At 70.2% G+C, this 21,583-nt stretch carries 20 protein-coding genes; 13 read left to right on the top strand and 7 right to left on the bottom strand.

The window, feature by feature from the left end; genetic code table 11:
* The first annotated feature begins 36 nt into the window (after positions 1–36).
* From C503_RS40315 to C503_RS0121955, 3 genes are all read left to right on the top strand, one after another.
* Complete coding sequence (locus C503_RS40315; protein WP_018684380.1) at positions 37–1,122, top strand: ferritin-like domain-containing protein; 1,086 nt, start codon at positions 37–39, stop codon at positions 1,120–1,122.
* Positions 1,123–1,250: 128 nt separating this feature from the next.
* Entirely contained in the window at positions 1,251–1,397 is a 147-nt protein-coding gene (locus C503_RS46110; protein ID WP_018684379.1) for a hypothetical protein, read from the top strand.
* Between the two features lie 427 nt (positions 1,398–1,824).
* Positions 1,825–3,843 carry a hypothetical protein gene (locus C503_RS0121955; RefSeq protein ID WP_169514582.1) on the top strand — a complete coding sequence of 673 codons (2,019 nt, stop codon included), beginning with the start codon at positions 1,825–1,827 and terminating at the stop codon, positions 3,841–3,843.
* 65 nt (positions 3,844–3,908) lie between these two features.
* Here C503_RS0121955 and C503_RS0121950 read toward each other — a convergent pair whose 3' ends face one another.
* On the bottom strand, positions 3,909–4,394 hold the full coding sequence (locus C503_RS0121950) for a carboxymuconolactone decarboxylase family protein (protein WP_018684376.1): 486 nt from the start codon (positions 4,392–4,394) through the stop codon (positions 3,909–3,911).
* A 148-nt stretch (positions 4,395–4,542) separates the two neighbouring features.
* Here C503_RS0121950 and C503_RS0121945 point away from each other — a divergent pair, with 148 nt between their 5' ends.
* Positions 4,543–5,424 (top strand): RNA polymerase sigma-70 factor, encoded by an 882-nt coding sequence (locus C503_RS0121945; RefSeq protein ID WP_018684375.1) that lies wholly within the window; start codon positions 4,543–4,545, stop codon positions 5,422–5,424.
* A gap of 6 nt (positions 5,425–5,430) precedes the next feature.
* On the opposite strand, the gene C503_RS0121940 is transcribed toward C503_RS0121945, so the two are convergent.
* Positions 5,431–6,474, bottom strand: coding sequence for a hypothetical protein (locus C503_RS0121940; RefSeq protein ID WP_018684374.1), 1,044 nt, complete (start codon positions 6,472–6,474; stop codon positions 5,431–5,433).
* A 139-nt stretch (positions 6,475–6,613) separates the two neighbouring features.
* Between C503_RS0121940 and C503_RS0121935 the strand changes: the two genes are divergently transcribed.
* Both C503_RS0121935 and C503_RS0121930 read left to right on the top strand, forming a co-directional pair.
* Positions 6,614–7,702 (top strand): hypothetical protein, encoded by a 1,089-nt coding sequence (locus C503_RS0121935; RefSeq protein ID WP_156893379.1) that lies wholly within the window; start codon positions 6,614–6,616, stop codon positions 7,700–7,702.
* Positions 7,703–7,704: 2 nt separating this feature from the next.
* Entirely contained in the window at positions 7,705–8,442 is a 738-nt protein-coding gene (locus C503_RS0121930; protein ID WP_018684372.1) for a DUF5953 family protein, read from the top strand.
* 102 nt (positions 8,443–8,544) lie between these two features.
* On the opposite strand, the gene C503_RS0121925 is transcribed toward C503_RS0121930, so the two are convergent.
* Positions 8,545–9,432 carry a DUF4097 family beta strand repeat-containing protein gene (locus C503_RS0121925; RefSeq protein ID WP_018684371.1) on the bottom strand — a complete coding sequence of 296 codons (888 nt, stop codon included), beginning with the start codon at positions 9,430–9,432 and terminating at the stop codon, positions 8,545–8,547.
* Entirely contained in the window at positions 9,429–9,953 is a 525-nt protein-coding gene (locus C503_RS0121920; protein WP_018684370.1) for a toxin-antitoxin system HicB family antitoxin, read from the bottom strand. The genes C503_RS0121925 and C503_RS0121920 overlap by 4 nt, the downstream gene beginning before the upstream one ends.
* Positions 9,954–10,130: 177 nt before the next feature.
* Here C503_RS0121920 and thyX point away from each other — a divergent pair, with 177 nt between their 5' ends.
* From thyX to C503_RS0121885, 7 genes are all read left to right on the top strand, one after another.
* Positions 10,131–10,883 carry an FAD-dependent thymidylate synthase gene (thyX, locus tag C503_RS0121915; RefSeq protein ID WP_018684369.1) on the top strand — a complete coding sequence of 251 codons (753 nt, stop codon included), beginning with the start codon at positions 10,131–10,133 and terminating at the stop codon, positions 10,881–10,883.
* 3 nt (positions 10,884–10,886) lie between these two features.
* Positions 10,887–11,288, top strand: a complete 402-nt coding sequence (locus tag C503_RS0121910; protein WP_018684368.1) for an ACT domain-containing protein — start codon at positions 10,887–10,889, stop codon at positions 11,286–11,288.
* A 61-nt stretch (positions 11,289–11,349) separates the two neighbouring features.
* Complete coding sequence (locus tag C503_RS40310; protein ID WP_051114906.1) at positions 11,350–12,843, top strand: serine/threonine-protein kinase; 1,494 nt, start codon at positions 11,350–11,352, stop codon at positions 12,841–12,843.
* A gap of 9 nt (positions 12,844–12,852) precedes the next feature.
* Positions 12,853–13,473 carry a TIGR03085 family metal-binding protein gene (locus tag C503_RS0121900; protein WP_018684366.1) on the top strand — a complete coding sequence of 207 codons (621 nt, stop codon included), beginning with the start codon at positions 12,853–12,855 and terminating at the stop codon, positions 13,471–13,473.
* Positions 13,474–13,565: 92 nt separating this feature from the next.
* Positions 13,566–14,579, top strand: coding sequence for a 4-hydroxy-tetrahydrodipicolinate synthase (gene dapA, locus C503_RS0121895; RefSeq protein WP_018684365.1), 1,014 nt, complete (start codon positions 13,566–13,568; stop codon positions 14,577–14,579).
* A 229-nt stretch (positions 14,580–14,808) separates the two neighbouring features.
* On the top strand, positions 14,809–16,515 hold the full coding sequence (locus C503_RS0121890; protein WP_018684364.1) for a ribonuclease J: 1,707 nt from the start codon (positions 14,809–14,811) through the stop codon (positions 16,513–16,515).
* A 66-nt stretch (positions 16,516–16,581) separates the two neighbouring features.
* Positions 16,582–17,583 (top strand): serine hydrolase, encoded by a 1,002-nt coding sequence (locus tag C503_RS0121885; protein WP_018684363.1) that lies wholly within the window; start codon positions 16,582–16,584, stop codon positions 17,581–17,583.
* Positions 17,584–17,718: 135 nt separating this feature from the next.
* Here C503_RS0121885 and C503_RS48580 read toward each other — a convergent pair whose 3' ends face one another.
* The 3 genes from C503_RS48580 to C503_RS40305 all read right to left on the bottom strand — a co-directional run bounded on the left by C503_RS48580 (position 17,719) and on the right by C503_RS40305 (position 21,209).
* Positions 17,719–17,844, bottom strand: a complete 126-nt coding sequence (locus C503_RS48580; RefSeq protein WP_018684362.1) for a hypothetical protein — start codon at positions 17,842–17,844, stop codon at positions 17,719–17,721.
* Positions 17,845–17,883: 39 nt separating this feature from the next.
* Positions 17,884–20,121: a SulP family inorganic anion transporter gene (locus C503_RS0121875; protein WP_018684361.1), complete on the bottom strand. Its 2,238-nt coding sequence runs from the start codon at positions 20,119–20,121 to the stop codon at positions 17,884–17,886.
* Positions 20,122–20,291: 170 nt separating this feature from the next.
* Positions 20,292–21,209: an EamA family transporter gene (locus C503_RS40305; protein ID WP_018684360.1), complete on the bottom strand. Its 918-nt coding sequence runs from the start codon at positions 21,207–21,209 to the stop codon at positions 20,292–20,294.
* Positions 21,210–21,583 lie beyond the last annotated feature (374 nt).

Genomic DNA, 21,583 nt, shown 5'->3' with positions numbered 1-21,583 from the left:
GCGACGCTGGCGGTAACCGGACCGAGGGAGACACCCATGACGACGACCGTGACCGCGGACGCCGGGATCGTCGAGCTGATGGGGGTGGCCGACGCCGACGTCGATATCGAATGGCTGAAGCAGGCGCTGCGCAACGCGATGATGCTGGAGCTGGCCACGATCCCGCCGTACTCGTGCGGGCTGTGGTCCATCATGGACCCGAAGCGGGATGCGGTCGTGCACGAGACGATCCGCGACATCATCTTCGACGAGATGACGCACTTCGGGCTGGTGGGCAACATGCTCACGGCCATCGGCGGCGAACCCGTGCTCACCGACCCGGCGGTGCTGCCGGAATACCCGGGCGGGCTGCCCGGCGGGGTGCGGCCGGGCCTGGAAGTGCGGCTGTCCGGGCTGACCAGGTCGGCGCTGGACATGTACAGCGCCATCGAGGAACCGGAACAGCCGCTGGCCAAAATGGACACATCCCCCTCGATCGGGGCGTTCTACCGCAAGGTCAAGCAGGGGTTCGCGGCGGTCAAGCCGAAGCTGTCCACCGACCGGCAGATCGACCAGCGGCTGAGCAAACACGGCAGCGGCAAGGGAATCTTCCCGATGAAGAATCTCACTGAGGTCCAGTCGGCGCTGGAAGTCATCATGGAACAGGGCGAGGGCACAACCACCTCACCCGACCAGCCGACGGTCAAGGGCGACCTGGCGCACTACTACGCGTTCCGACAGCTCTACCACGGCCGGGCGCTGGAGCAGGACAGTTCGGGCAAGTGGGGCTACACGGGCGAGGTGATCCCGATGCCCGCGGTGTACGCGGCCGCGGAGGTCCCGGCGGGCGGATGGTCACACGACCAGATGAACAACCCGACCGGGCGACCGGTGTCCGCCCTGTTGGACGCCTTCAACGACTCCTTCAGCGACATGCTGAGCCAACTGGAGTTCGCTTGGCGGACTGAGGATCCGGCGCCCCGCAAGACCATGGTGGACGCGGCCATCGGACACATGTCCGAGATGCGCAAGTGGGGCAGGCTGATCGTGCAGATCCCGCTGCCTGACGGGAGCGGCTGGCACTACTGCCCGGAGTTCCTGCTGTCCCGGATCGACGTACCCGGTGCCCGCCTGGCGGATTAGGGGCTGTGCTCTTGGTTACTCCTTGGTTGACTGACCCGGGTGGCCCGATGGGCGTTCGGTGGCGGGGTCGGTGCGGCCGTCGCACGCTTGCCGGTGGGTTGGATCGAGCGAGGATTCGTGAGGACACCATGGGAGACATCGACACAGCGACCCTGACGATCCCGACACAGCGGGTGTCGGTGGACGTGATCGGGGGGCGAGCGCCGGGGTGGCCGTCCGGGGGCGCGGCGGAGGACGAGGACTACGAGCCGACGATCGTGCGGGGGCGCGAGTGAGGGTCAGGGGAGCTTGCGGGCTGCGAGTAGGTCGACGGACCTGACTACGGGCGATGTGGTGCGGGGAGAGGAGACTTGCCGTCTCCGAGACTGAGGAGTACGTGCCACCCGTTGCGATACGGGCAGCGGATATAGCCTGAATAGAAGGATCGAAATGATCCTGTGGTCATCAGCTTGGCGGCCCACTTGGTGAACAGCGGGGTGTTCCCGCATTCGACGCAAACCGGTGCGTCCTGATAGCTGGTGCCCGCCATCGCCACACCTCCTCCGAGCCCGAGCTTCCCTTGTATCTCACACTCGGCAAGGTGGCAACCCTTACGTATCATTTGAGCCCGATCGGGTGATCGTCGGCAGCAGTGAGACGTGAGCGTGGCCGACTGGGATACTGCTCATCATGCCAAACCCGCCGGGGCGTGGTCGTCGTTGGATGTTGCTCGTCGGCGCTGCATTGATCATTGCATGGCTCGGGTGGTGGGCGCTGCAGGTAGGTCTGCAGGAGCCGAACGCGCGTAGCGTATCCAGTGGTTATGGGCAGTTCGTGCTCGCCGCGGTCGGTCTGGTGCTGATGACGATCGGCGCGACGAAGAAGAATATCGCCCGAGTTGAGTTGTCCGACACCGCGAAGGTGGACCTGTTGGCCACGGCGGTTCTCGTTGAAGTAGACACGACCATTACCGAGCGTCGCCTGAATCAGCCTGCGCCGGTGCCGATCCGGTGGACTCGCACTCGCCGTTCGTTTGCCCCGCCGGTGGGCGCAGCCGTTGGTCCGCGCGGTGTTCCCCCGCGGTTTCCACCGCTGCCTGGACTAATGAGGTCGACCGCCGCCAGCCTGCGCCAGGGAGATTTTGCCCGCCTGCACGACGTATACGGCGGGCTGGCCTCGGGGCGGATTCTCCTGATCGGCGCTCCGGGCGCGGGCAAGACCACGGCCGCGCTTCTCTTGCTCCGGGAAGCTCTGCTATTCAGGAGCCGGGCGTCCAACGAGGACAGGGAACATATCCCGGTGCCGGTGATGGTCTCCTTGCATGGCTGGAATCCAGCAGAAAAACCGATCGTGGACTGGGTTGCCAGCGAACTCGCTCGGGTCTACCCGCTGTTGTGTGATCGAATCTCGGCGATTCGATTGCTGCGGGAGGGGCGTCTCTCCGTGTTCTTCGATGGTCTCGACGAGATCAGCCCGCACCTGCGTCGGCTGGTGCTTGAGGCGCTAGGGGCCGCGCCGTTCCGGGTCGTCCTGCTGACCCGTGTAGAGGAACTCGCGCATGCCGCCGTCGACACTCCGCTACTGGGCGCGGTCGCACTGGAGTTGCGCTCCGTGACCCCGACCGAGGCCGCCGACTACCTTCGTCGGTGCTGCGTCAATCCGCGCCCGCAGGCATGGCAGCGGCTCTGCGATCACATCGAAAAGGCGAAGTCCGGTCCGGTCGCGAAGGCGTTCGAAAGACCACTCACGTTGTCTCTGGTCCGGGACGCCTACACGCCCGCCGACCCCGCTGACGAACTCCTCGACCCGGACCGGTTCGCCACCGAGGATGACATCGAGGGCTATCTACTTGACCGAGTCGTGACAGTCGCCTATTCACCCCGTGTCGGCGAACCGAAGCCCCGATACAGCGCAGGGCAGGCCCACCACACGCTGAGCTACCTCGCCGCCGTGCTCAGCGAGGCACACACACGTGACTTCCGCTGGTGGCAAATTGATCACCTACCACATCGCGCTCCCCGGTCAGGCGCGCGCCGGTTCGCCTTCACATTGTTTCTCAAGTGCGGGGTCATCACTGGTGTGTGCGCGAAGCCCAGCCGCTTTCTCGTACCGCACCTCCGCGACATCTTCACGATGAAGAAGGTCGGGCTGATGCTCGCCTTCGGTCTCCTGGGTGGCTCGATAGGCGCCCTGACGTCCGGTAAGGCTTTCGGTACGTGGTCATTCCTCGGCTTCCTGATCGGAGCGGGCATCGTGGCAGTAAGCGTGCTCGGTGTCCGGCGCGAATATGGCAGCACCGGCTTCCTCGACCCGTGGCAGTCATGGTGCCAAGACAGAAATGTCCTTCTCATGCACTGCCTCGGGGGGAGCGCTCTCGGGGGGCTGCTGGTTGGCGCCCTTCTTTTCGTGGGCTATGGGATGTCCGGACTCGGAAACGGGCTTGGAGCCGGTCATGTGGTGGTCATTTTCCTGGCCGGTCTTACGGTGGGTTTCGTCATGGGGGCAGGTGCCGCAGCTGCTGCTGTCGCCACGACCACGTTCACGTTTGCGCAGATCGCAGCCGCGCACGGCACACCGTTGCGTCTCATGGTATTTCTTGAGGACGCGCGAGCGCGGCACATCCTGCGGGTCACCGGAGAGATCTACCAGTTCCGTCACGCCAAACTCCACGACCGCCTCGCGGCGAAATATCAGCAGGCACTGCGTCCAGGCCGGGCGGCCTACCTCCACACCGGGCCGTAGTCGGATCGGGTTCGGCACCCGGACGGCGGTCGGCCCGGCCCTTTCGCGAGGGCCGGGCCGTTCGGTCAGTGCGTCATGGCGTCGAACATGCCGGGTTCGTAGGAGCCCGCCGGGGTGCGGACGATGACGTTCATGCGGTTGGCGGCGTTGATGAGGCCGACCAGGCAGACCAGGGCGGCGATCTGGTCCTCGTCGTAGTGCTTGCCGACCTCGGCCCATGTCTCGTCGGTGACGCCGTGGTGGGCGTCGGCCAGGCGGGTGCCCTCCTCGGCCAGGGCGAGGGCGGCGCGCTCGGCGTCGGTGAAGACGGTGGCCTCGCGCCAGGTGGCGACGAGGTGGAGGCGGGTCGGGGTCTCGCCCGCGGCGGTGGCGTCCTTGGTGTGCATGTCGGCGCAGAAGCCGCAGCCGTTGATCTGGCTGGCGCGGAGGGAGACGAGCTCCTGGGTCGACTTCGGCAGGGTCGACTGGGTCAGTACGAGGCTGGTGTTCGCGAACCGGCGGGCGAACTTGGCGGCGACCGGGTTGTCCATCAGGTTGATGCGGGGGTTCATGGGTTTGTCCTCTCGTGTGTGTGGCGAACACCAGATGCCGGGGAGGGCGGGTTTGTGACAGTGACGCACGCCACCGGTGGTCGCGTGTCACACGGCGGTGGGTGGTGGTGTCTGGGTGGGGGGAGACTGGCTAGGAGGAGGGCGAGCTATGACTGATCCCGCTACGGAGGCGTTCGTGGCGCACCGGAATCTGCTGTTCACGGTCGCCTACGAGATGCTCGGGTCGGCGGCCGACGCGGAGGACGTGCTGCAGGAGACGTGGCTGCGGTGGGTGGACGTGGATCTGGGGACGGTGCGGGACCAGCGGGCGTACCTGGTGCAGATCACCACCCGGCAGGCGCTCAACCGGCTGCGGACGTTGGGGCGGCGGAAGGAGTCCTACGTCGGGTCGTGGCTGCCCGAGCCGTTGTTGACCACGCCCGACGTGGCGGAGGACGTCGAGCTGGCGGACAGCGTGTCGATGGCGATGCTGCTGGTGTTGGAGACGTTGACGCCCACGGAGCGGGCGGTGTTCGTGCTGCGGGATGTGTTCGACCTGGGGTACGACGAGATCGCCGCTGCCGTGGACAAGAGCGCGGCGACGGTTCGGCAGATCGCGCATCGGGCACGGGCGCATGTGGCCTCGCGGCGGCCGCGGGGGATCGCCTCGCCTGCGGAGACCCGGGAGGCGTTGACCGCCTTTCAGCGGGCGGCGCGGACCGGCGACCTCCAAGGGCTGATCGACATCCTGGCGCCGGACGTGGTGCTGGTGGGGGACGGGGGCGGGGTCAAGCAGGCCGTGCTCAAGCCGGTCGTGGGGGCGGACAAGGTCGCGCGGCTGCTGGTGAAGGGGATGGGGCGGATCATCGACGTGGTGTCGATGGATCTGGTGCAGGCCAACGGGTATCCGGCGTTGGTCGTGCGGCTTGCCGGGGAGCTGGACACGGTGGTGGCGGTGCGGATTGAGGGTGGGCTCATCTCGGGGCTGTACTCGGTGCGCAATCCGGCGAAGTTGTCCCATATGGACCAGGAGACCGCCCTCCGCCGTTGATGTCCGCTACCTTCCCTGCCACCAGCGGCGGCGGGGGAGGCTGGGGAATCGGGCGAGCCAGTCCTGTGCGTCCGCGAGCTGTGCTGTCCCGCCGGACTTCTCGTAGGCGCGGCTCAGCAAGGCCAAGGCGTGGGACCAGGTCTCGGTGGGCTTTCCGTCGATCGCGTGCAGGGCGTGGATTTCCAGACCGAGCGTGACGGCGTCGAGGCCCTTTGCCTTGCGTAACAGGGAGAGCAGCTCGGCCGCCACCTCGTCGCGATCGCTGCCGGTGGATGAGTGGGGGAGCAGCCATCGGGGTTCGGCGGTGAGGAGGACGGGGTGCTCGTGGGGGCCGCGTAACGAGGTGTACAGCGCGGGGTGGCGGTGGAGGACCTTGCCGAGCCGGGTGCCCATCGGGGCGGCCAGGGCTTGGTCGCGGGACAGGTCCGCCTCGCCGTCCGGGTCGGCGGTGACGAGTTGGACCAGGGCGGTCATCATGCCGTTCGGGTCGCGGAGGGCGATGTAGGCGAGGGAGGCGGCGCGGGCGGCGTGCGAACGGGATTCGCTGTCGAGGGGTTTGTGGCTGTGTTTCGTCACCGCGGTCATGCGCAGGACGAGTTCGGGTTCGTAGCCTGCGAGGGACATCGATAAAGCGGCGTAGGCGAGTTGGTGGTGCAGGTCGGTGGAGAGGCCGATCTGGTCCGGGGCCTCGGCGCGGATCAGCAGGTGCAGGGCGTTCTGGGCGTCGGCGACAGCGGACAGGGGCCTGCGAAGGATTCCGTTGACGTGGGACCGCACCAGCAGGGCCAGGGCGAGGCGCCGATCCCGGGCCAGGTCGCGGTAGAGGTGCACGACCTCGTCGAGAGTGGTGATGGACTGCTCGAACTCGCCTGCCCCGAACTCGTCGAGGGCCAACTGGGCCAGCGACTCGGCCAGGGCCCGGCGGGTGGTGTCGTCGGGGTTTCCGGCGGCTGCGGCGCGGTGGGCGGCCGCGTTCGTGCGGTCCGGGGGGCCGTTGCGGGCCAAGTGGGTCGCGCGCATCCGGTTCAGCATCGCCTCGTGGCTGGTCACGGGACGGGTCCTCCTTCGCGGGTGCCGGGATGGAGACCGGACGGTACGGGTGATCTTGCCCGTGTGGTTGCTCCGGTAGCCGGTGGCACATGGTGGCGGTATGACTACCGTGATTCTCAGCTACGGAAGGCGGGTGGTCATGCGGAAATCAGAGGTTCCCGACCATCCGGCGCGAGTGGCCCCGCGGGCCGCCGCGCCGAACCCGCACGCGCTGGTGGCCATCCAGCGGCAGGCCGGGAACCAGGCCGTCGCAGGCAGGATGGCCCTGGCCGCCCGACAGCAGGCGCGCCCGGTGCCGGTCTTCCTCGCCCCATGGGTGGCGGAGTGGCGGAAGGCGGGACTGCTGGACCCGCCGTTCCGGCCCGCGGACGTCGACGACTTCCCGGACCTGCCGATGCCGCTGACGAAGAACTCCCCGCCGAGCGCCGCCCGGGTCGGCAATCCGGGAGTGCGCATCCGGCCGGAGGGCACGAAGATCGACAAGGTGCCGCGCGAACCGGTCGATCCCGGGCCGCCGCGAGGCAGGACGGTCGAACCCAGGCCGCCGAGGGTGGAGCCGGAGGACCTCCCCGGCATCGTGTTCGCGCCCGGGATCCTGGGCACGTCCTTGTTGGTGGCCCTCTTCACGTTGTTGCCGCTGTCCACCGCCCCGCCGTGGATGGACATGGTCAACCCGATCACCGGCGGTCCCTACGGCGGCCAAGTGGAATACGAGTGGCTCGGCGGACTCACCCAGCCCCAGCGGGACTACCTCCGCTATCTGGTCGCCGCCAGACAACTGGAGCCGGACGCGGCGGTCGACGGTGCCATGTCCCGCGAGGACTGGCCCGTCACGCAACAGCGCACCCCCGGCTGTACCTCGGAATCCGTGCCGCGCCGGGGCGGGCACGCCCGGCACGACGCCTACGCCACCAAGGTCACCGGCACCCCGTCGGACGAGTTCGTGCGCACCGCCCCGCCGCCCCTGCAGATCTACTACGACGGCCGGACACCGGGCACCGGCACCACGTGGGAGGTCAAGACCGGGTACGGCTGGTTCTTCAATCCCAAACACGTGGGCTGGACGGCGTTCCAGCTGGCCAGATGGGACACGCAGAAAGACCTCGGTCTGGCGGTCGCCGCCCGGTGCGGGCTCCACTACCAATGGGCGCAACCCGACCGCCACATCGTGCAGCTGCTCATCGCCCGCTGGGGTGGCAAGCCCCCGGTCCTGCACATCCCGGAGTGACCATGACCGACGCCAACCGCCGTGTCACGGCCAGTCTCGCGGCGCTGGACCCGGCCCAGGTCCTCGCCAACGCCGCCGTCGTGCTCGCCCAGCACAACCTCGCCCAGGACCCGTGGACCACCGACCTGGGCATCCCCATCGAGCCCACGAGACGTCCGCTGGCCGCCTACCTCGGCGAGGTTCTGGCGGCCCGGGAACGCGGCGAGGCGCGCCCGAGCCTGCTCACCTCCGGTCCGATGGTCCTGGTGGCGGAACCCGACACCGTGTGGTTCCCGCTGCCACCGACCACGGTCGACGCCTGCATGGCCCTGATCGACGACCTGACCACCGCCGTCGACGCCTACCACGCCCACGTCGAGGACGACCGTTTCCTTCTGCTGTACCAATCCCACCGCGCCACCGAGCGCGCGCGGGCTGCCGTTCCCGAGGAGTACCGGCACTACATCCCCGAACCGCCCGAATCCGATGACCTGCCGCACCTGCTGGTCCCAGAGGAGTACGACACCCGCTGCGTGCCGCCCGGTGTCTGGTGGGTCAACTACTGGGACACCACCCAGCTGGCGACCATCGGCGAGGACCGCGTGCGCGCCGCCCCTTGGGCGCGGCTGCGCCAGGCCGCCCGCGGTGGGCTCCTCCTCGCCGCCACCGAGGAGCCCACGGACCTGGCGCATGTCACGACTCTGCGGGAGCTGGTGGCGGATCTTCGTCTGCCTGCTCTGCAGGAGCGTCATCGTCGCTAGCGCTGTGGATCATCCGTTCCGTCGCGGGGGGCTCGACCCAGCACGCGCGGCGGGGGAAGGCCAGTATCGACGGCCTTCCCCCCATCCACACGGCCCCACCCCCTAGCGGGCCGTGGTGGTCGCGAGCGTGACGAGCGCGGAACCCAGCCCGGTGCGGGCGCGCACCCGCAACGGGGGCGCCTGTTCCGGTGCCGTGCCCCGCAACGGCAGCTCGCTGCGTACGTCCGCGGACCCCGAGGAGACGTCGATCTCCGCGGGCGACCCCGGGCGGATGCCGATCCGCAGCGCGCCCGAACCGGTCTTGAGCTGCACGTCCCCGCTGGCCGCGTCGGCGACGGTGATGTTGCCGGTGCCGGAGCGGACGTTGACGCTGCCGGTGACCGCGCCCAGCCAGACGTCGCCGCCGCCGGTGAGGACCATCGACGAGCCGCCCAGCGCGGCCAGCTCGATCTCGCCGCGGCCGGTGCGGACCTGCGCGCCTGCCGGTGCCGGGCCGACGCGGACCGCGCCGGTGCCGCTGGTGGCCTGGACCGGGCCGGTGGCCTCGGCGATGTCGATGGTGCCGCCGCCGGTGGTCACGTCCACCCGGTCGGCGACGCCGGTGACCCGGACCGAGCCCGCGCCGCTGCGCACCGACACCGACGAGCCGAGCGGGGCGCGCACGGTCACCGCCATCGGGATGCTGCGCAGCTGGGCCTCCTTCGGGGTGCGCACCACGAGCCTGCCGCCGATGAGCTCGACCCGGGTGCGCTGCACCGCCTCGGCGGTGACGTCGGTGGTCGTCTCCTCGCCGAACTGGTTGGTGAACCAGGACATCAGGTTGTTGAGCGGGTCGGCCCACGGGCTCGCGTCCTCCGGCGAGTGCCGGACCTCGACGTCCACGCCCTCCTCGTCGGTCAGCCGCACGTCCACCCGGCCCGCGCCGAGCGCGATCGTGACCTCCACCGGGTCGCCGCCGGTGGCGAACTGCTCCATCCGCACGTCGCTCATCCCTCGTACCACCCCTGCACGCGGTGGGCCGAGGACTGGTCCCACTCCGGTTCGGGCCGGTGGTGCTTGCGGGTCTTGCCGTGCCCGCTCAGCGCGCCCTGGACCGCCTGCTGCACGAACGTGTTCAGCGACACGCCCTGTGACGACGCGGCCCGCTCGGCCTTCGCCTTCAGCTCCTCGAACAGCCGCAGCGTCATCCGGCTCATGTCGCCGCCCAGGGGCGGCGGCTCCTCGCCGGGCGGTGGTGGGGGCGGCGGCGGTGGCGGCTCGGGGTGCTCGCGCGTCGCCGTGACCACCACCTTGACATCACGGCCGTCCAGGCGGACCTCGACGACGTGGTCGGGCAGCGTGGCGGTGATCTCCGCGGCCAGGTCGGCCAGTGCGTTCATGATGGCCAGGCGGGCGGACGGCTCCAGCGCGGCGGCCAGCACGGCGGCGGCGCGGCGGGTGGCCTCGTCGCCGGCGGAGGCGGTGGTGGTCAGGTCGTCCCGGAGGGAGGCGAGGTAGGTGCTCAAATCCATGACACCACCATGACGTCATTTCTGACATCAGTCAAGTCGGACCGGGGTGTCAACTATCGCCCGGCTGGTGTCGAGTGGTGTCACGTGCCGATGGCCGGTCCCCGCTCGTGTGACGACTACTGTGACGCCCAGTGGTCGACAGCCAGGTGGTCGACAGCCGACGCAAAGGACGTGCACGTGACCGAGACGGTGTCGCCGAAGGTGCAGCTCATCGCCAAGACGGAGTTCCTGGCGCCGTCGGACGTGCCGTGGTCCACCGACGCCGAGGGCGGCGAGGCGCTGGCCGAGTTCGCGGGCCGTGCGTGCTACCAGTCCTGGAAGAAACCGAACCCGGCCACCGCAACCAACGCCGGTTACATCCGCCACATCATCGAGGTCGGCCACCTGTCCGTGCTCGAACACGGCAGCGTCTCCTTCTACATCTCCGGCATCTCCCGCTCGCTCACCCACGAGCTGATCCGCCACCGCCACTTCTCCTACTCGCAGCTCTCCCAGCGCTACGTGCCGGAGAAGTCCGCCGCCATGGTCGAGCCGGACGTCATCGCCGCCGACCCGGAGCTGCACGAGAAGTTCCTGGCCGCCGCCCAGGCCGCGCAGGACGCCTACAACGAGCTGCTGGTCGGGCTGGAGAAGAAGTTCGCCGACGTGCCCAGCGCGACCCTGCGCAAGAAGCAGGCGCGGCAGGCCGCCCGCTCGATCCTGCCCAACGCCACCGAGACCCGGATCGTGGTCACCGGCAACTACCGCGCGTGGCGGCACTTCATCGCCATGCGCGCCTCCGAGCACGCCGACGTGGAGATCCGCGCGCTGGCCGTGGAGTGCCTGCGGCAGCTGCAGAAGGCCGCCGCCAACGCGTTCGCCGACTTCACCATCTCCGCGCTGCCGGACGGCACCGAGGTCGCGTCCAGCCCGCTCGTCGCCGAGGGCTGAGCGGTGCGCAGGCTGGTCATCGACGTCGTCGCGGGCGAGTACTCGATCACCCGGTTCGCGCCGGGCACGCCGATCGCGCCGGAGCTGTTCACCGCGCCCGGACTGGTCTCGGTCACCAGGACGGCGACCGAGCTGTCCATCGTGACCCCGGCCGACGCCACCCCGGGCGGCGGCCGGACCGAGCTGGGCTGGCGGCTGCTCACCGTGCGTGGCCCGCTGGAGTTCACCCTCACCGGGATCATGGCCTCGATCGCCAGCTCGCTGGCCGCGGCGGGGGTGCCGCTGTTCGCCGTGTCCACCTTCGACACCGACCACGTCCTCGTGCACGACGCCGACCTGGACCGGGCGGTCGCCGCGTTGCGCGAGGCAGGGCACGACGTGCACGGCGACGCCGCGACAAGTTGACCCGTTCGAGCTCCCCCGCGCGATAGGACCATTAGGATTCGCGCGGTCGAGGAGGTTGCCGGTGTCGCAAGAGCAGGGTTCCGAGCAGGGACCCACCGTCGCACATGGACCCCGGGTGGTCGCGGGCCGCTACGCGATCCTCAACGAGCTGGGCCGCGGCGGCATGGGCGTGGTGTGGCTGGCCGAGGACCGCATGATCGGCAGGCACGTGGCGATCAAGGAGCTGCACCTGCCCGACGGCGTCCCGGCGAACGAGCGGGCGGTGTTCGAGGAGCGGGTGCTGCGCGAGGCACGCACCGCCGGGCGGCTCAACGACCCGGCCGTGGTGACGGTCTACGACGTGGTGCAGGAGTCGGGCGCCACCTACATCGTCATGGAGCTGATCCAGGCACCCACGCTGTCCGACGTCATCCGCGAGCGCGGGCCGCTGCCGCAGGAACAGGTCGCCAAGGTCGCCGAGCAGTTGCTGTCCGCGCTGGACGCGGCGCACCAGGCCGGGATCGTGCACCGCGACGTCAAGCCCAGCAACATCATGCTGGCGGCCAACGGGCGGGTGAAGCTCACCGACTTCGGGATCGCCCAGTCGCTCGACGACCCGCGGCTGACCAGCAGCGGCATGCTCATCGGCTCGCCCACCTACATGGCGCCGGAACGGCTGCGCGGCGAGGAGGCCAGCGCCAGCTCCGACCTGTGGGCGCTGGGCGCCGTGCTGTTCTACGCGATCGAGGGCTACTCGCCGTACGAGCGCACCACCACCGCGGCGACGATGCACGCGATCCTGAGCGAGGTGCCCTACCTGACGCGCGCGCAAGGTGCGCTGGCGTCGGTCGTGTCGGGTCTGATGGTGGGGACCCCGGCCGCGCGCCTCACGTCCGGACAGGTGCGCGGCATGCTCTCGCACGTGCCGCTGGGGCCGCCCACCGGTCCGACCATGATCACCGGCGGCACCGCGTACTACCCGCACCAGAACCCCACCACCACGATCCCGCCCATGGCCCCGGCCGCCAAGCCGAGGTTCCCGGTCAAGGCGCTGGCCATCGGCGCGGGCATCGCGCTGGTGGCCGGTCTGGTCGGCGGGTACGCGATCAACTCGGCGATCACCAAGGCCAACGCGGTGGAACCGCCCGCGCCGCCGCTCACGCTGTCCTACGGGCGCGGCACCGCCGACCTGCCCAAGTTCGGCCTCAGCGACGGCTACTGCTCCAGCAGCGTGCTGCAGACCGGGACCTCGTTCGACGGCACCGCCAGCTGCGAGGAGGAGCACCGCGTGCAGGTCTACGGCACGTTCGACCTGGGTGATTCGAGCTCGAAGTGGGCCTATAAACCCGACCTGATCCAGCAGGCGGGCATCGGGCACTGCGAGTGGCTGTTCAACACCGACCGGGTCAAGCCGAAGGACAAGGCGCTGCTGACCTTCGCCGTGATCTACCCGTCCCAGCAGTCCTGGGAGAAGTCGGAGGCGTCGTCCAGCTACGGCGAGCACACCGTGTTCTGCGTGCTCTACCGCAAGGACAAGAACACCATGGACACCGACCAGGTGAACAGCACGTCGTAGGCTCGGGGCATGGGTCTGGCCAAGGCTGAGCGCGCGGCGCTGTCGGAACTGTTCACCGAGGTGGGACCGGACGCGCCCACGCTGTGCGCGGGATGGCTGACCCGCGACCTCGCCGCGCACCTGGTCATCCGGGAACGGCGGCTCGACGCGGCGCCCGGGATCGTGATCCCCGCGCTGGCCGGGCACACCGAACGCGTGCAGGCCGGTTACGCGCAACGGCCGTGGACGGAACTGGTCGACCTGGTGCGGACAGGACCGCCGGTCTACTCGCCGCTGCACTGGCTGGACGAGCAGGCCAACGCCGTGGAGTACTACGTCCACCACGAGGACGTGCGCCGTGCCGCCACCGGGTGGGAACCGCGTGCGAACGACGCCGAGCGTGACCGTGCTTTGTGGACGGGGTTGACCCGCGCGGCCAGGTTGAACTACCGGCGTAGCCCCGTCGGGGTGGTACTGCGCGCGCCGGACGGCCGGGAGACCACCGCGCGGACCGGGCCGGAACCGGTGACGATCACGGGAGAACCCGGGGAACTGCTGCTCGACGCGTTCGGGCGAGCCGAGAGCACGGTCGAGTACTCGGGACCGGAGACATCGGTGGCCGCGTTGCGCGGTATGAAGCGCGGCCTTTAGGTCTTCCGGGAATCCGTCCACAAGGCGCGAATCCATCCACAACCAGGCGGTGGCGGGCGTCACCGGGATGGCCAGCGGGTAGCGTCAGCACCATGACCGCATGCCCCACCGCCGCCCCGGGCCGTCCGTTCGGGCGGGTGCTGACCGCCATGGTCAGCCCCTTCGCCGCCGACGGTTCGGTCGACCTCGACCGCGCGCAGGCCCTCGCCGAGCACCTCGTGGAGCTGGGCAACGACGGCATCGTCGTCAACGGCACCACCGGCGAGTCGCCGACGACCACCGACCGGGAGAAATCCGACCTGGTCCGGGCCGTGGTGGAGGCGGTCGGGGACCGGGCGACGGTGGTCGGCTCGGTCGGCACCTACGACACCGCGCACACCGTGCACCTGGCCCGCGAGGCCGAGAAGGCGGGCGCGCACGGGCTGCTTGTGGTCACCCCGTACTACTCGCGGCCGCCGCAGGCCGGGCTGCTGGCGCACTTCACCGCCGCCGCCGACGCCACCGGCCTGCCGGTCATGCTCTACGACATCCCGCCGCGCTCGGTCGTGCCCATCGAGGTCGACACCCTGCGCAGGCTGGCCGAGCACCCGCGCATCCAGGCCGTCAAGGACGCCAAGGGCGACCTGCTCGCGGGCAGCCAGGTCATCGCCAGCACCGACCTGGCCTACTACTCCGGCGACGACGCGTTAAACCTGCCCTGGGTGTCGATCGGCGGGGTCGGCTTCGTCAGCGTGATCGGGCACGTGGTCGCCGGTCGGCTGCGGTCCATGCTGGACACCCACGAGAACGGCGAGGTCACCGCCGCCCGCAACATCCACAATGGACTCCTCCCGGTGCTCCGCGCGTTCAGCCGGGTGGGCGGCGTGGTGTTCAGCAAGACCGCGCTGACCCTGCGCGGCCACGCCGTGGGCGACCCCCGGCTGCCGCTGCCGCCCGCCACCCCGGAGCAGGTCCGCGCCATCGCCGCCGACCTGGCCGAGGCGGGCGTGCCGCTGCTGGAGGCGCCGGAGTCGCACGTCGCCGCCGCCCGGGTGGCGCACGCCGACGCCAACGCCGCCTACATCGCCACCACCACGCACACCAGCGCCGGGACGGTGCACCAGTGAGACCGACCGTCGGCGCGCCGCGGACCCGGGCCGGGCGAACGGATTCCCGGATTCCGTGCTCTGTGGACGGAAAGAGTTCCGGCCCGGCCCGCTCCGGCCGTAACTCTTCCGGCATGCCCGCGGTCCGGGTCGCCCGCGCGGGGGTAGTCGCGGCCTCGGTTCGCGGCCCGCGCACCCCCGGTGCCATGATCGTCGGAGCGGTGTCCGGCGGCGTGGGGAGGACGTGGTGATGAGGCAGCACGGGTCGCCCAGGTCGGGCGGCTGGCCAGGCAACCCGCCGCCCGCGCTGCCCGAGGGCGGCCTGCGGGTCTTCGCGCTCGGCGGCATCGGCGAGGTCGGCCGCAACATGACCGTGTTCGAGTACGCGGGCAGACTGCTCATCGTCGACTGCGGCGTGCTGTTCCCCGAGGACCAGCAGCCCGGCGTCGACCTGATCCTGCCCGACTTCCGGCCCATCGAGTCCCGGCTGCACGAGATCGACGCGCTGGTCCTCACGCACGGCCACGAGGACCACATCGGCGCCGTGCCGTTCCTCCTCCGGATGCGCCCCGACCTGCCGGTCGTCGGCTCCCGGTTCACCCTCGCCCTGGTCGCGGCCAAGTGCCGGGAACACCGCCTCGACCCGCGGCTGCGCGAGGTCAAGGAGGGCGAGCACGTCTCCTACGGCGAGTTCGACTGCGAGTTCTTCGCGGTCAACCACTCCATCCCGGACGCGCTCGCGGTCGCCATCCGCACCCCGGCGGGCATCGCCCTGCACACCGGCGACATCAAGCTCGACCAGCTGCCGCTGGACGGCCGCCTCACCGACCTGGCCGGTTTCTCCCGGCTCGGCGACGAGGGCGTCGACCTGTTCCTGGTCGACTCCACCAACGCCGAGGTGCCCGGCTTCGTGGTCTCCGAGCGCGAGATCGGCCCGGTGCTCGACGGCGTCATCGCCCGCGCCGACCAGCGGATCATCGTCGCCTGCTTCGCCAGCCACGTGCACCGCGTGCAGCAGGTGCTCGACGTGGCGCAGAACCACGGCCGCCGGGTCGCGCTGGTCGGCCGCTCCATGGTCCGCAACATGGGCATCGCCGCCGACCTCGGCCTGCTCAACGTGCCCCCCGGGCTGCTGATCAACCTCGACGAGGCCATGGCCATGCCCGAGGACCAGGTGCTGTTCGTCTCCACCGGTTCCCAGGGCGAACCGCTGTCCGCGCTGTCCCGGATGGCGCGCGGTGAGCACCGGCAGATCTCGGTGCGGCCGGGCGACACGGTCGTGCTGGCCAGCTCGCTCATCCCGGGCAACGAGAACGCGGTGTTCGGCGTGGTCAACGGCCTGGTCCGGCTCGGCGCGCACGTCGTGCACCAGGGCAACGCCAAGGTCCACGTCTCCGGGCACGCGCCCGCGGGCGAGCTGCTGTTCCTGTACAACGCGGTGCGCCCCAGCAACGTCATGCCGGTGCACGGCGAGTGGCGCCACCTGCGGGCCAACGCCGCGCTCGCGGCCAAGACCGGGGTGCCCGCGGAGAACGTGGTCATCGCCGAGGACGGCGTGGTGGTCGACCTGGTCGACGGCCGCGCCAGGATCACCGGCCGGGTCGAGGTCGGCCACGTGTACGTGGACGGCCTGTCCGTCGGCGACGTCGGCGAGTCCACCCTGTCCGACCGCCTGGTCCTGGGCGAGGGCGGCTTCATCGCCATCACCGTCGCGGTCGACTCGGCCACCGGCCGCGCGGTCGCCCCGCCGACCATCTCCGGCCGCGGCTTCTCCGACGACCCGAAGGCACTCGACGACGTGGTGTCGCTGGTCGAGATGGAGCTGTCGCACACCGAGTCCGAGGGCATCACCGACACCCACCGCATCGCCCAGGCCGTCCGCCGGGTGGTGGGCCGCTGGGTCGCCGACACCTACCGCAGGCGCCCGATGATCGTTCCCACGGTGATCCCGGTATAGGCGGAAACGCGACACCCGGGCCGCGGTCGGACGGCCCGGGTCGCTCGAACGGCGTAGTACAACGTCGTGGGAAACAAACTCAATCGCAGAGCAGCACTCGGCCTGGGCACCGCCGCAGCGGTGGTCGGATTCGCCCCCGCGGCCGCCGCGACTCCGGCTCCGGCGGACCCCGACCCGCGCGGCGGGATATCCGGCACCGGCCACGGCCCGGCGAACCACCCGTCCGGCCTGGCCGACGCCTACCGGCGCCAGACCCGCAAGGCAGGCGGCACCTGGGAGTCGGTGATCAGCCTCGCGGGCACCGACGTGGTGGCCGAGCGCGCGGACGACCTGGTCGAGGCCTACAGCGTGAACAAGGTGGCCGTCGCGGTCGCGGTCCTGGACAAGGTCGACCGGGGGCTGATCTCGCTCACCCAGCGGGTCGAGGTCACCGCCGACATCGTCATCCCGACCGGCGACGGCATCCTCCCGCTGGACGGCGCCTACCCGAGTTCCGTGACCGTCGGACACGTGCTGGCGTTGCTGCTGACCGTCTCCGATGACACTGCCGTGCGCTTATGCGGGCTTGTGTGTCCGGCGTTGGAAGTGAACCAGATCCTGGTGGACAAGGGCTTTCCCAAGACCCAGGTCGTACCGGTCGCGAACCCCAACCGCTTCTATCTCGGCAAGACAACCCCTCGCGAGACGCACAACCTGCTGCAGGCCCTCGCCCAGGGCAACCTGCTGACCCCTTCGTCGACGGCGTACCTGTTGCACATCCTCCGCTCCCAAGCCGCCCACACCGACGGCATCCGCCGCGAGATGTCCTCCGACGAACGCGCCCGCGTCGCCACCAAGGCAGGCTGGTTCAACGACGGCCGCAACGAGGCAGGCATCGTCTTCGACTCGGCGGACCACCCCACCCTGATCTACGCCCTGTTCTGCCAAGGCGCCCCCAACCCCGACGACTTCGGCGGCACCCACCCGGCGGTCCGCGCCCGAGCCGCCCTCGGCCGCCGCTTCCTCGAAGCCGTCCCCACCACCGCTCTCACCACGACAACCACCTACACCCCAGCCAACGGCGGCTGATCCATTCCGGTGGTCGATCGGGCTGCTCGGATCAAGGCTCGGCCGACCACCGGCTGGTCGGACGCATTTCTCGCAGGCAAGCGGTGGAGCGATCGGGAAGCCATGCCTGCCACGACCGAGTTGAAGGCCAGACCCTCATCGTCGGCGGGCCGAGGCGATGAGGATGGCGAGGCTGGCCACCAGGAGCTGGCGGAATAACGCGTTGCGGGCGCGGCGCTGTTCGCGGCGGGTCGGGTTCATGGTCACCTCCGGTCCGGACACCGGTGTACATCGCCGGCGCCCGGACCGGTGTGACGGTGGTCACCTGGTCAAGGCGGCGTCTTCCAGGGGAGTGACGCGGTCGCCGTCGAGCATGTGCAGGGTGCCGGTGGGGATGTCGAAGAACAGGCCCACCAACCGGGCGCCGCTGGCGGCCACCTCCGGGGTCGCGCGCAGGGACTCCAGCTGGACAGCGACGTTGACCATGGCCAACTGGTCGACCGCCGACCAGCCCTCGGCCGCGGCGCGGGCGGCGAGCGGGTGGCCCGCGCGGAAGGCGTCCAGGCTGGGAGTGCCCCAGCGCAGCCAGCGGCCGACCGGGTCGTCGTCGGTGCGGCCGTCGAGGAGGGCGGCCATGCCGCCGCAGCGGGAGTGGCCGCAGATCACCAGGGTCGGCACGCTCAGCGCGTTGAGCGCGTAGAGGACGCCCGCCTGCACCGACTGGTCGGTGTCCGGGTCGGGCACCAGGTTGCCGACGTTGCGGATGGTGAACAGGTCGCCGGGACCGGACGTGGTGATCACGTTCGGCACGATCCGGGAGTCCGCGCAGGTCAGGAACAGCGCCTGCGGCTGCTGCGATCCGGCGAGCCTGCGCAGGTGCGGGCGCAGCGCCGGGGCGCCGGAGCGGTGGTACTCGCGCGCGCCGGTGACCAGCGGGCGCAGGGCGTGGTCGTCGGCGCCGGTCGAGCGTTGCGCCGGGATGACCGGGTGGTCGCCCTGCCAGTGCGACCACGGCGAGAACCAGCGCGGCACCCCCGACTGGTGACGCTTGCCAATGCGCCCCATCTCGTCGACCTCGACCGTGCCGCCGCCGCGTTCGTGCTGCCCGCGCCAGGCCGACAGGTGCTCGTAGGCGGCGTGGTCGAGGTAGTCGACCACCAGCGCCAGCTGCACCGCGCTGCCCTCGGGCACCTGCGACAGCACCCGGGCGACACGCGGCAGGGACAGGAAGCTCAACGTCCCCTCGACGAACACCGTGCAGCGTGGCCTGCCCTCGGCGTCGGTGTCGTCGCCCGGCTCGAACCGCAGCCGCGCCCACACGACCCGGCGCAGCGTGTCCAGCAGCGACACCGCGAGGCCGATGAGCACGCCCGCCAACAGGTTCAGCAGGACCACGCCTGCGATCGTGACCGTGTACACGTGCAGCTCGCCGTGCCTGCGCGCGACGCCGATGTCGGCCGGGCGCACCAGGCGCAGGCCGATCACCACCAGCAGACCGGCGAGCGCGGCCAGCGGCACCTGCTCCACCAGGCCGACCAGCAGCGCGGTGAACAGCAGCACCCAGACGCCGTGCATGACCGCCGAGGCGCGGGTGCGGGCGCCCGCGCGCACGTTGGTGGAGCTGCGCACGATCACGCCGGTGACCGGCAGGCCGCCGAGCATGCCGGACACGATGTTCGCGCTGCCCTGGCCGACCAGCTCGCGGTCGAGGTCGCTGCGGTGGCGGCCCTCGCTGAGCTTGTCCACCGACAGCGCCGACAGCAGGCTCTCCACGCTGGCGATGATCGCCATGGTGAACACGCCGACGGTGAACGCGAGCCACTCGCCCTCGGGCAGCCGCGGCAGCTGGATCGCGGCGAGCGGAGAGTCCGGGAGCGACACCCTGTCCACGTCCAGCGCCAGGACCGTGCCGACGACCGTCACCAGCACGATCGCCACCAGCGGGGCCGGGACACCGCGCACGCGCGCGGGCAGCCGCGGCCACAGCACCAGCATGGCGATCACCGCCAGTCCGGCCAGCGCGGCGGCGATGTCCGCCGACAGCACGGTGGCGGGCAGGTCGCGGACGTTCTCCCAGGCGGTGGACCCCGGCGCGCCGCCGAACAGGACGTGCAGCTGGCCCAGGGTGATGGTGACGCCGATGCCCGCGAGCATGGCGTGCACGACGGTGGGGGAGATGGCGAGCGCGGCGCGGCCGATGCGCGCGGCGCCGAGTGCGACCTGCAGTACACCGGCGAGCACGGTGATGGCGCAGGTGACGGCCCAGCCGAACTGGCCGACGAGCCCGGCGACGACCACGGTCAGCCCGGCGGCCGGGCCGCTGACCTGGAGTGCGGAGCCGCCGAGCGATCCGGCGACGACACCGCCGACGACGGCGGCAATGAGACCCGCCATGACCGGCGCGTCGGAGGCGGCGGCGATACCGAGGGAGAGGGGGATGGCCACGAGGAACACGACGAGCGAGGCGGCCAGGTCGAACCGGGCGTCCCGGCCGAGCCACTGGCGCACCCGGTGGATCGGTGGCGCGTGTGCGGGACTGTTGGTGCGGACGGCACCCATGGGAACCTCCAGATGTCGGAGTGATGAACCGATGTCGCAGCACATGGTGACCGATCGACCACCATGTGTCGCGTCCGTCGAGTAAACGGAGCTTTACTTTTATCGGTTCCGGTTACGGCCGGAATGGCCGGATGTTCACTCGACCGGGTGGATCTGGAGTGACTTGGGTCTCATTTCATGGGCAAAGGTTCGGCTGGTGTGACAAGAGCGCGGGCGGCCAGCTGGACCAGCAGGGCGCCGGACAGCAGCACCACCATGCCCACGATCTGCGCCGCGTCGAGGGTCTCGCCGAGCATCGCCCATGCCAACAGGGTGGCCACGACGGGTTCGGTCAGTGCCAGCACACTGGCCACTGTGGACGGTAGGTGACGCAGAGAGCTGGTGCTCAGGGCGTAGGCGAGCGCGGTGCTGACCACCGCGAGCGTGACCAGGTAGCCGAGCGAGTCACCGTCGGTGGTGATGGGCAGATCCCATGGTGGGGCGACGGCGAAAACGGCCAACGCGCCGATCACCATGCCCCAGGTGACCATCCCGATCGGGTGTTGCTCACCCGCCCCCCGTTCGGCGAGCAGGTAATAGCCCGCCGAACACAGCGCCGCCGCCATCCCGGCAAGCAACCCGAGCGAGTCGATCCGCCCGCTGTCCCACACCTGCGCCACCGCCGCGAGCCCGACGAACGCGAGCGCCGTACCCGCCCAAGACAGCCGCGACAGCTTGGTCCGACGCACGAACCGGACCCAGAGCGCCACGAGGACGGGGGAGGTGTATTCGAGCAACATCGCCACGCCGACGGGCAGGCGGGAGACGGCGACGAAGAAGAGCAACTGCACGGCCGCGACCCCGATAAGCCCGAACGCGACAACGGTCCGCCAGTGCTTACGGTCGATGCGAAGGATGCTGGGCTGGGTGACGGAGACGGCGAGAAGAAGAACTATCGCCGCGAGCCCGATGCGCGCGCTCGCCACTTCCTGTGGCGAGAACCCGGACTGCATGAGGTGCTTGGCAAGCGGGCCGGAACTGCCGAACGCGAGCGAGGCCAGCAGGATGAAGACCGTGCCCCGGGTGGGCTTGGCGGGCTCTGAGGTCACGCCGGATGGTAGGACGAATACCGCTCAGGCTGCCGGAACCGGCCGCATTTCCCTCCACTTTGGCAGCAACCCGACGGCCGCCCACGCTAGTGCCGCATCAAGCAACGTCGGCGTTGTAATCGTGTCGCGTGGACGTGGTGTCCGGTGATGGTCCAGGCTTGGCCGCTGGAGGTGGTGGTCGAGTGGGACGTCGTCCTGAGGTGTTCGTTCGTCGGCTGGGGCCTGAGGAGGCCCAGCGTCTGGTCAAGATCACCCGGTCCACGCGGGACCGTGTTCGATTACGGCGAGCCGGGATCGTGCTGGCCTCCATGTAGGGCCGCGGTGCTGGGGATATCGCGGTGATGTTCGCCGCGACCGACGGCTATGTGCGGGAG

The organism is Actinokineospora enzanensis DSM 44649 (genome assembly GCF_000374445.1).
Classification (GTDB): domain Bacteria; phylum Actinomycetota; class Actinomycetes; order Mycobacteriales; family Pseudonocardiaceae; genus Actinokineospora; species Actinokineospora enzanensis.
Note: the sequence above shows the minus strand (reverse complement) of the source record. Positions and strands in the feature narration are given on the sequence as shown.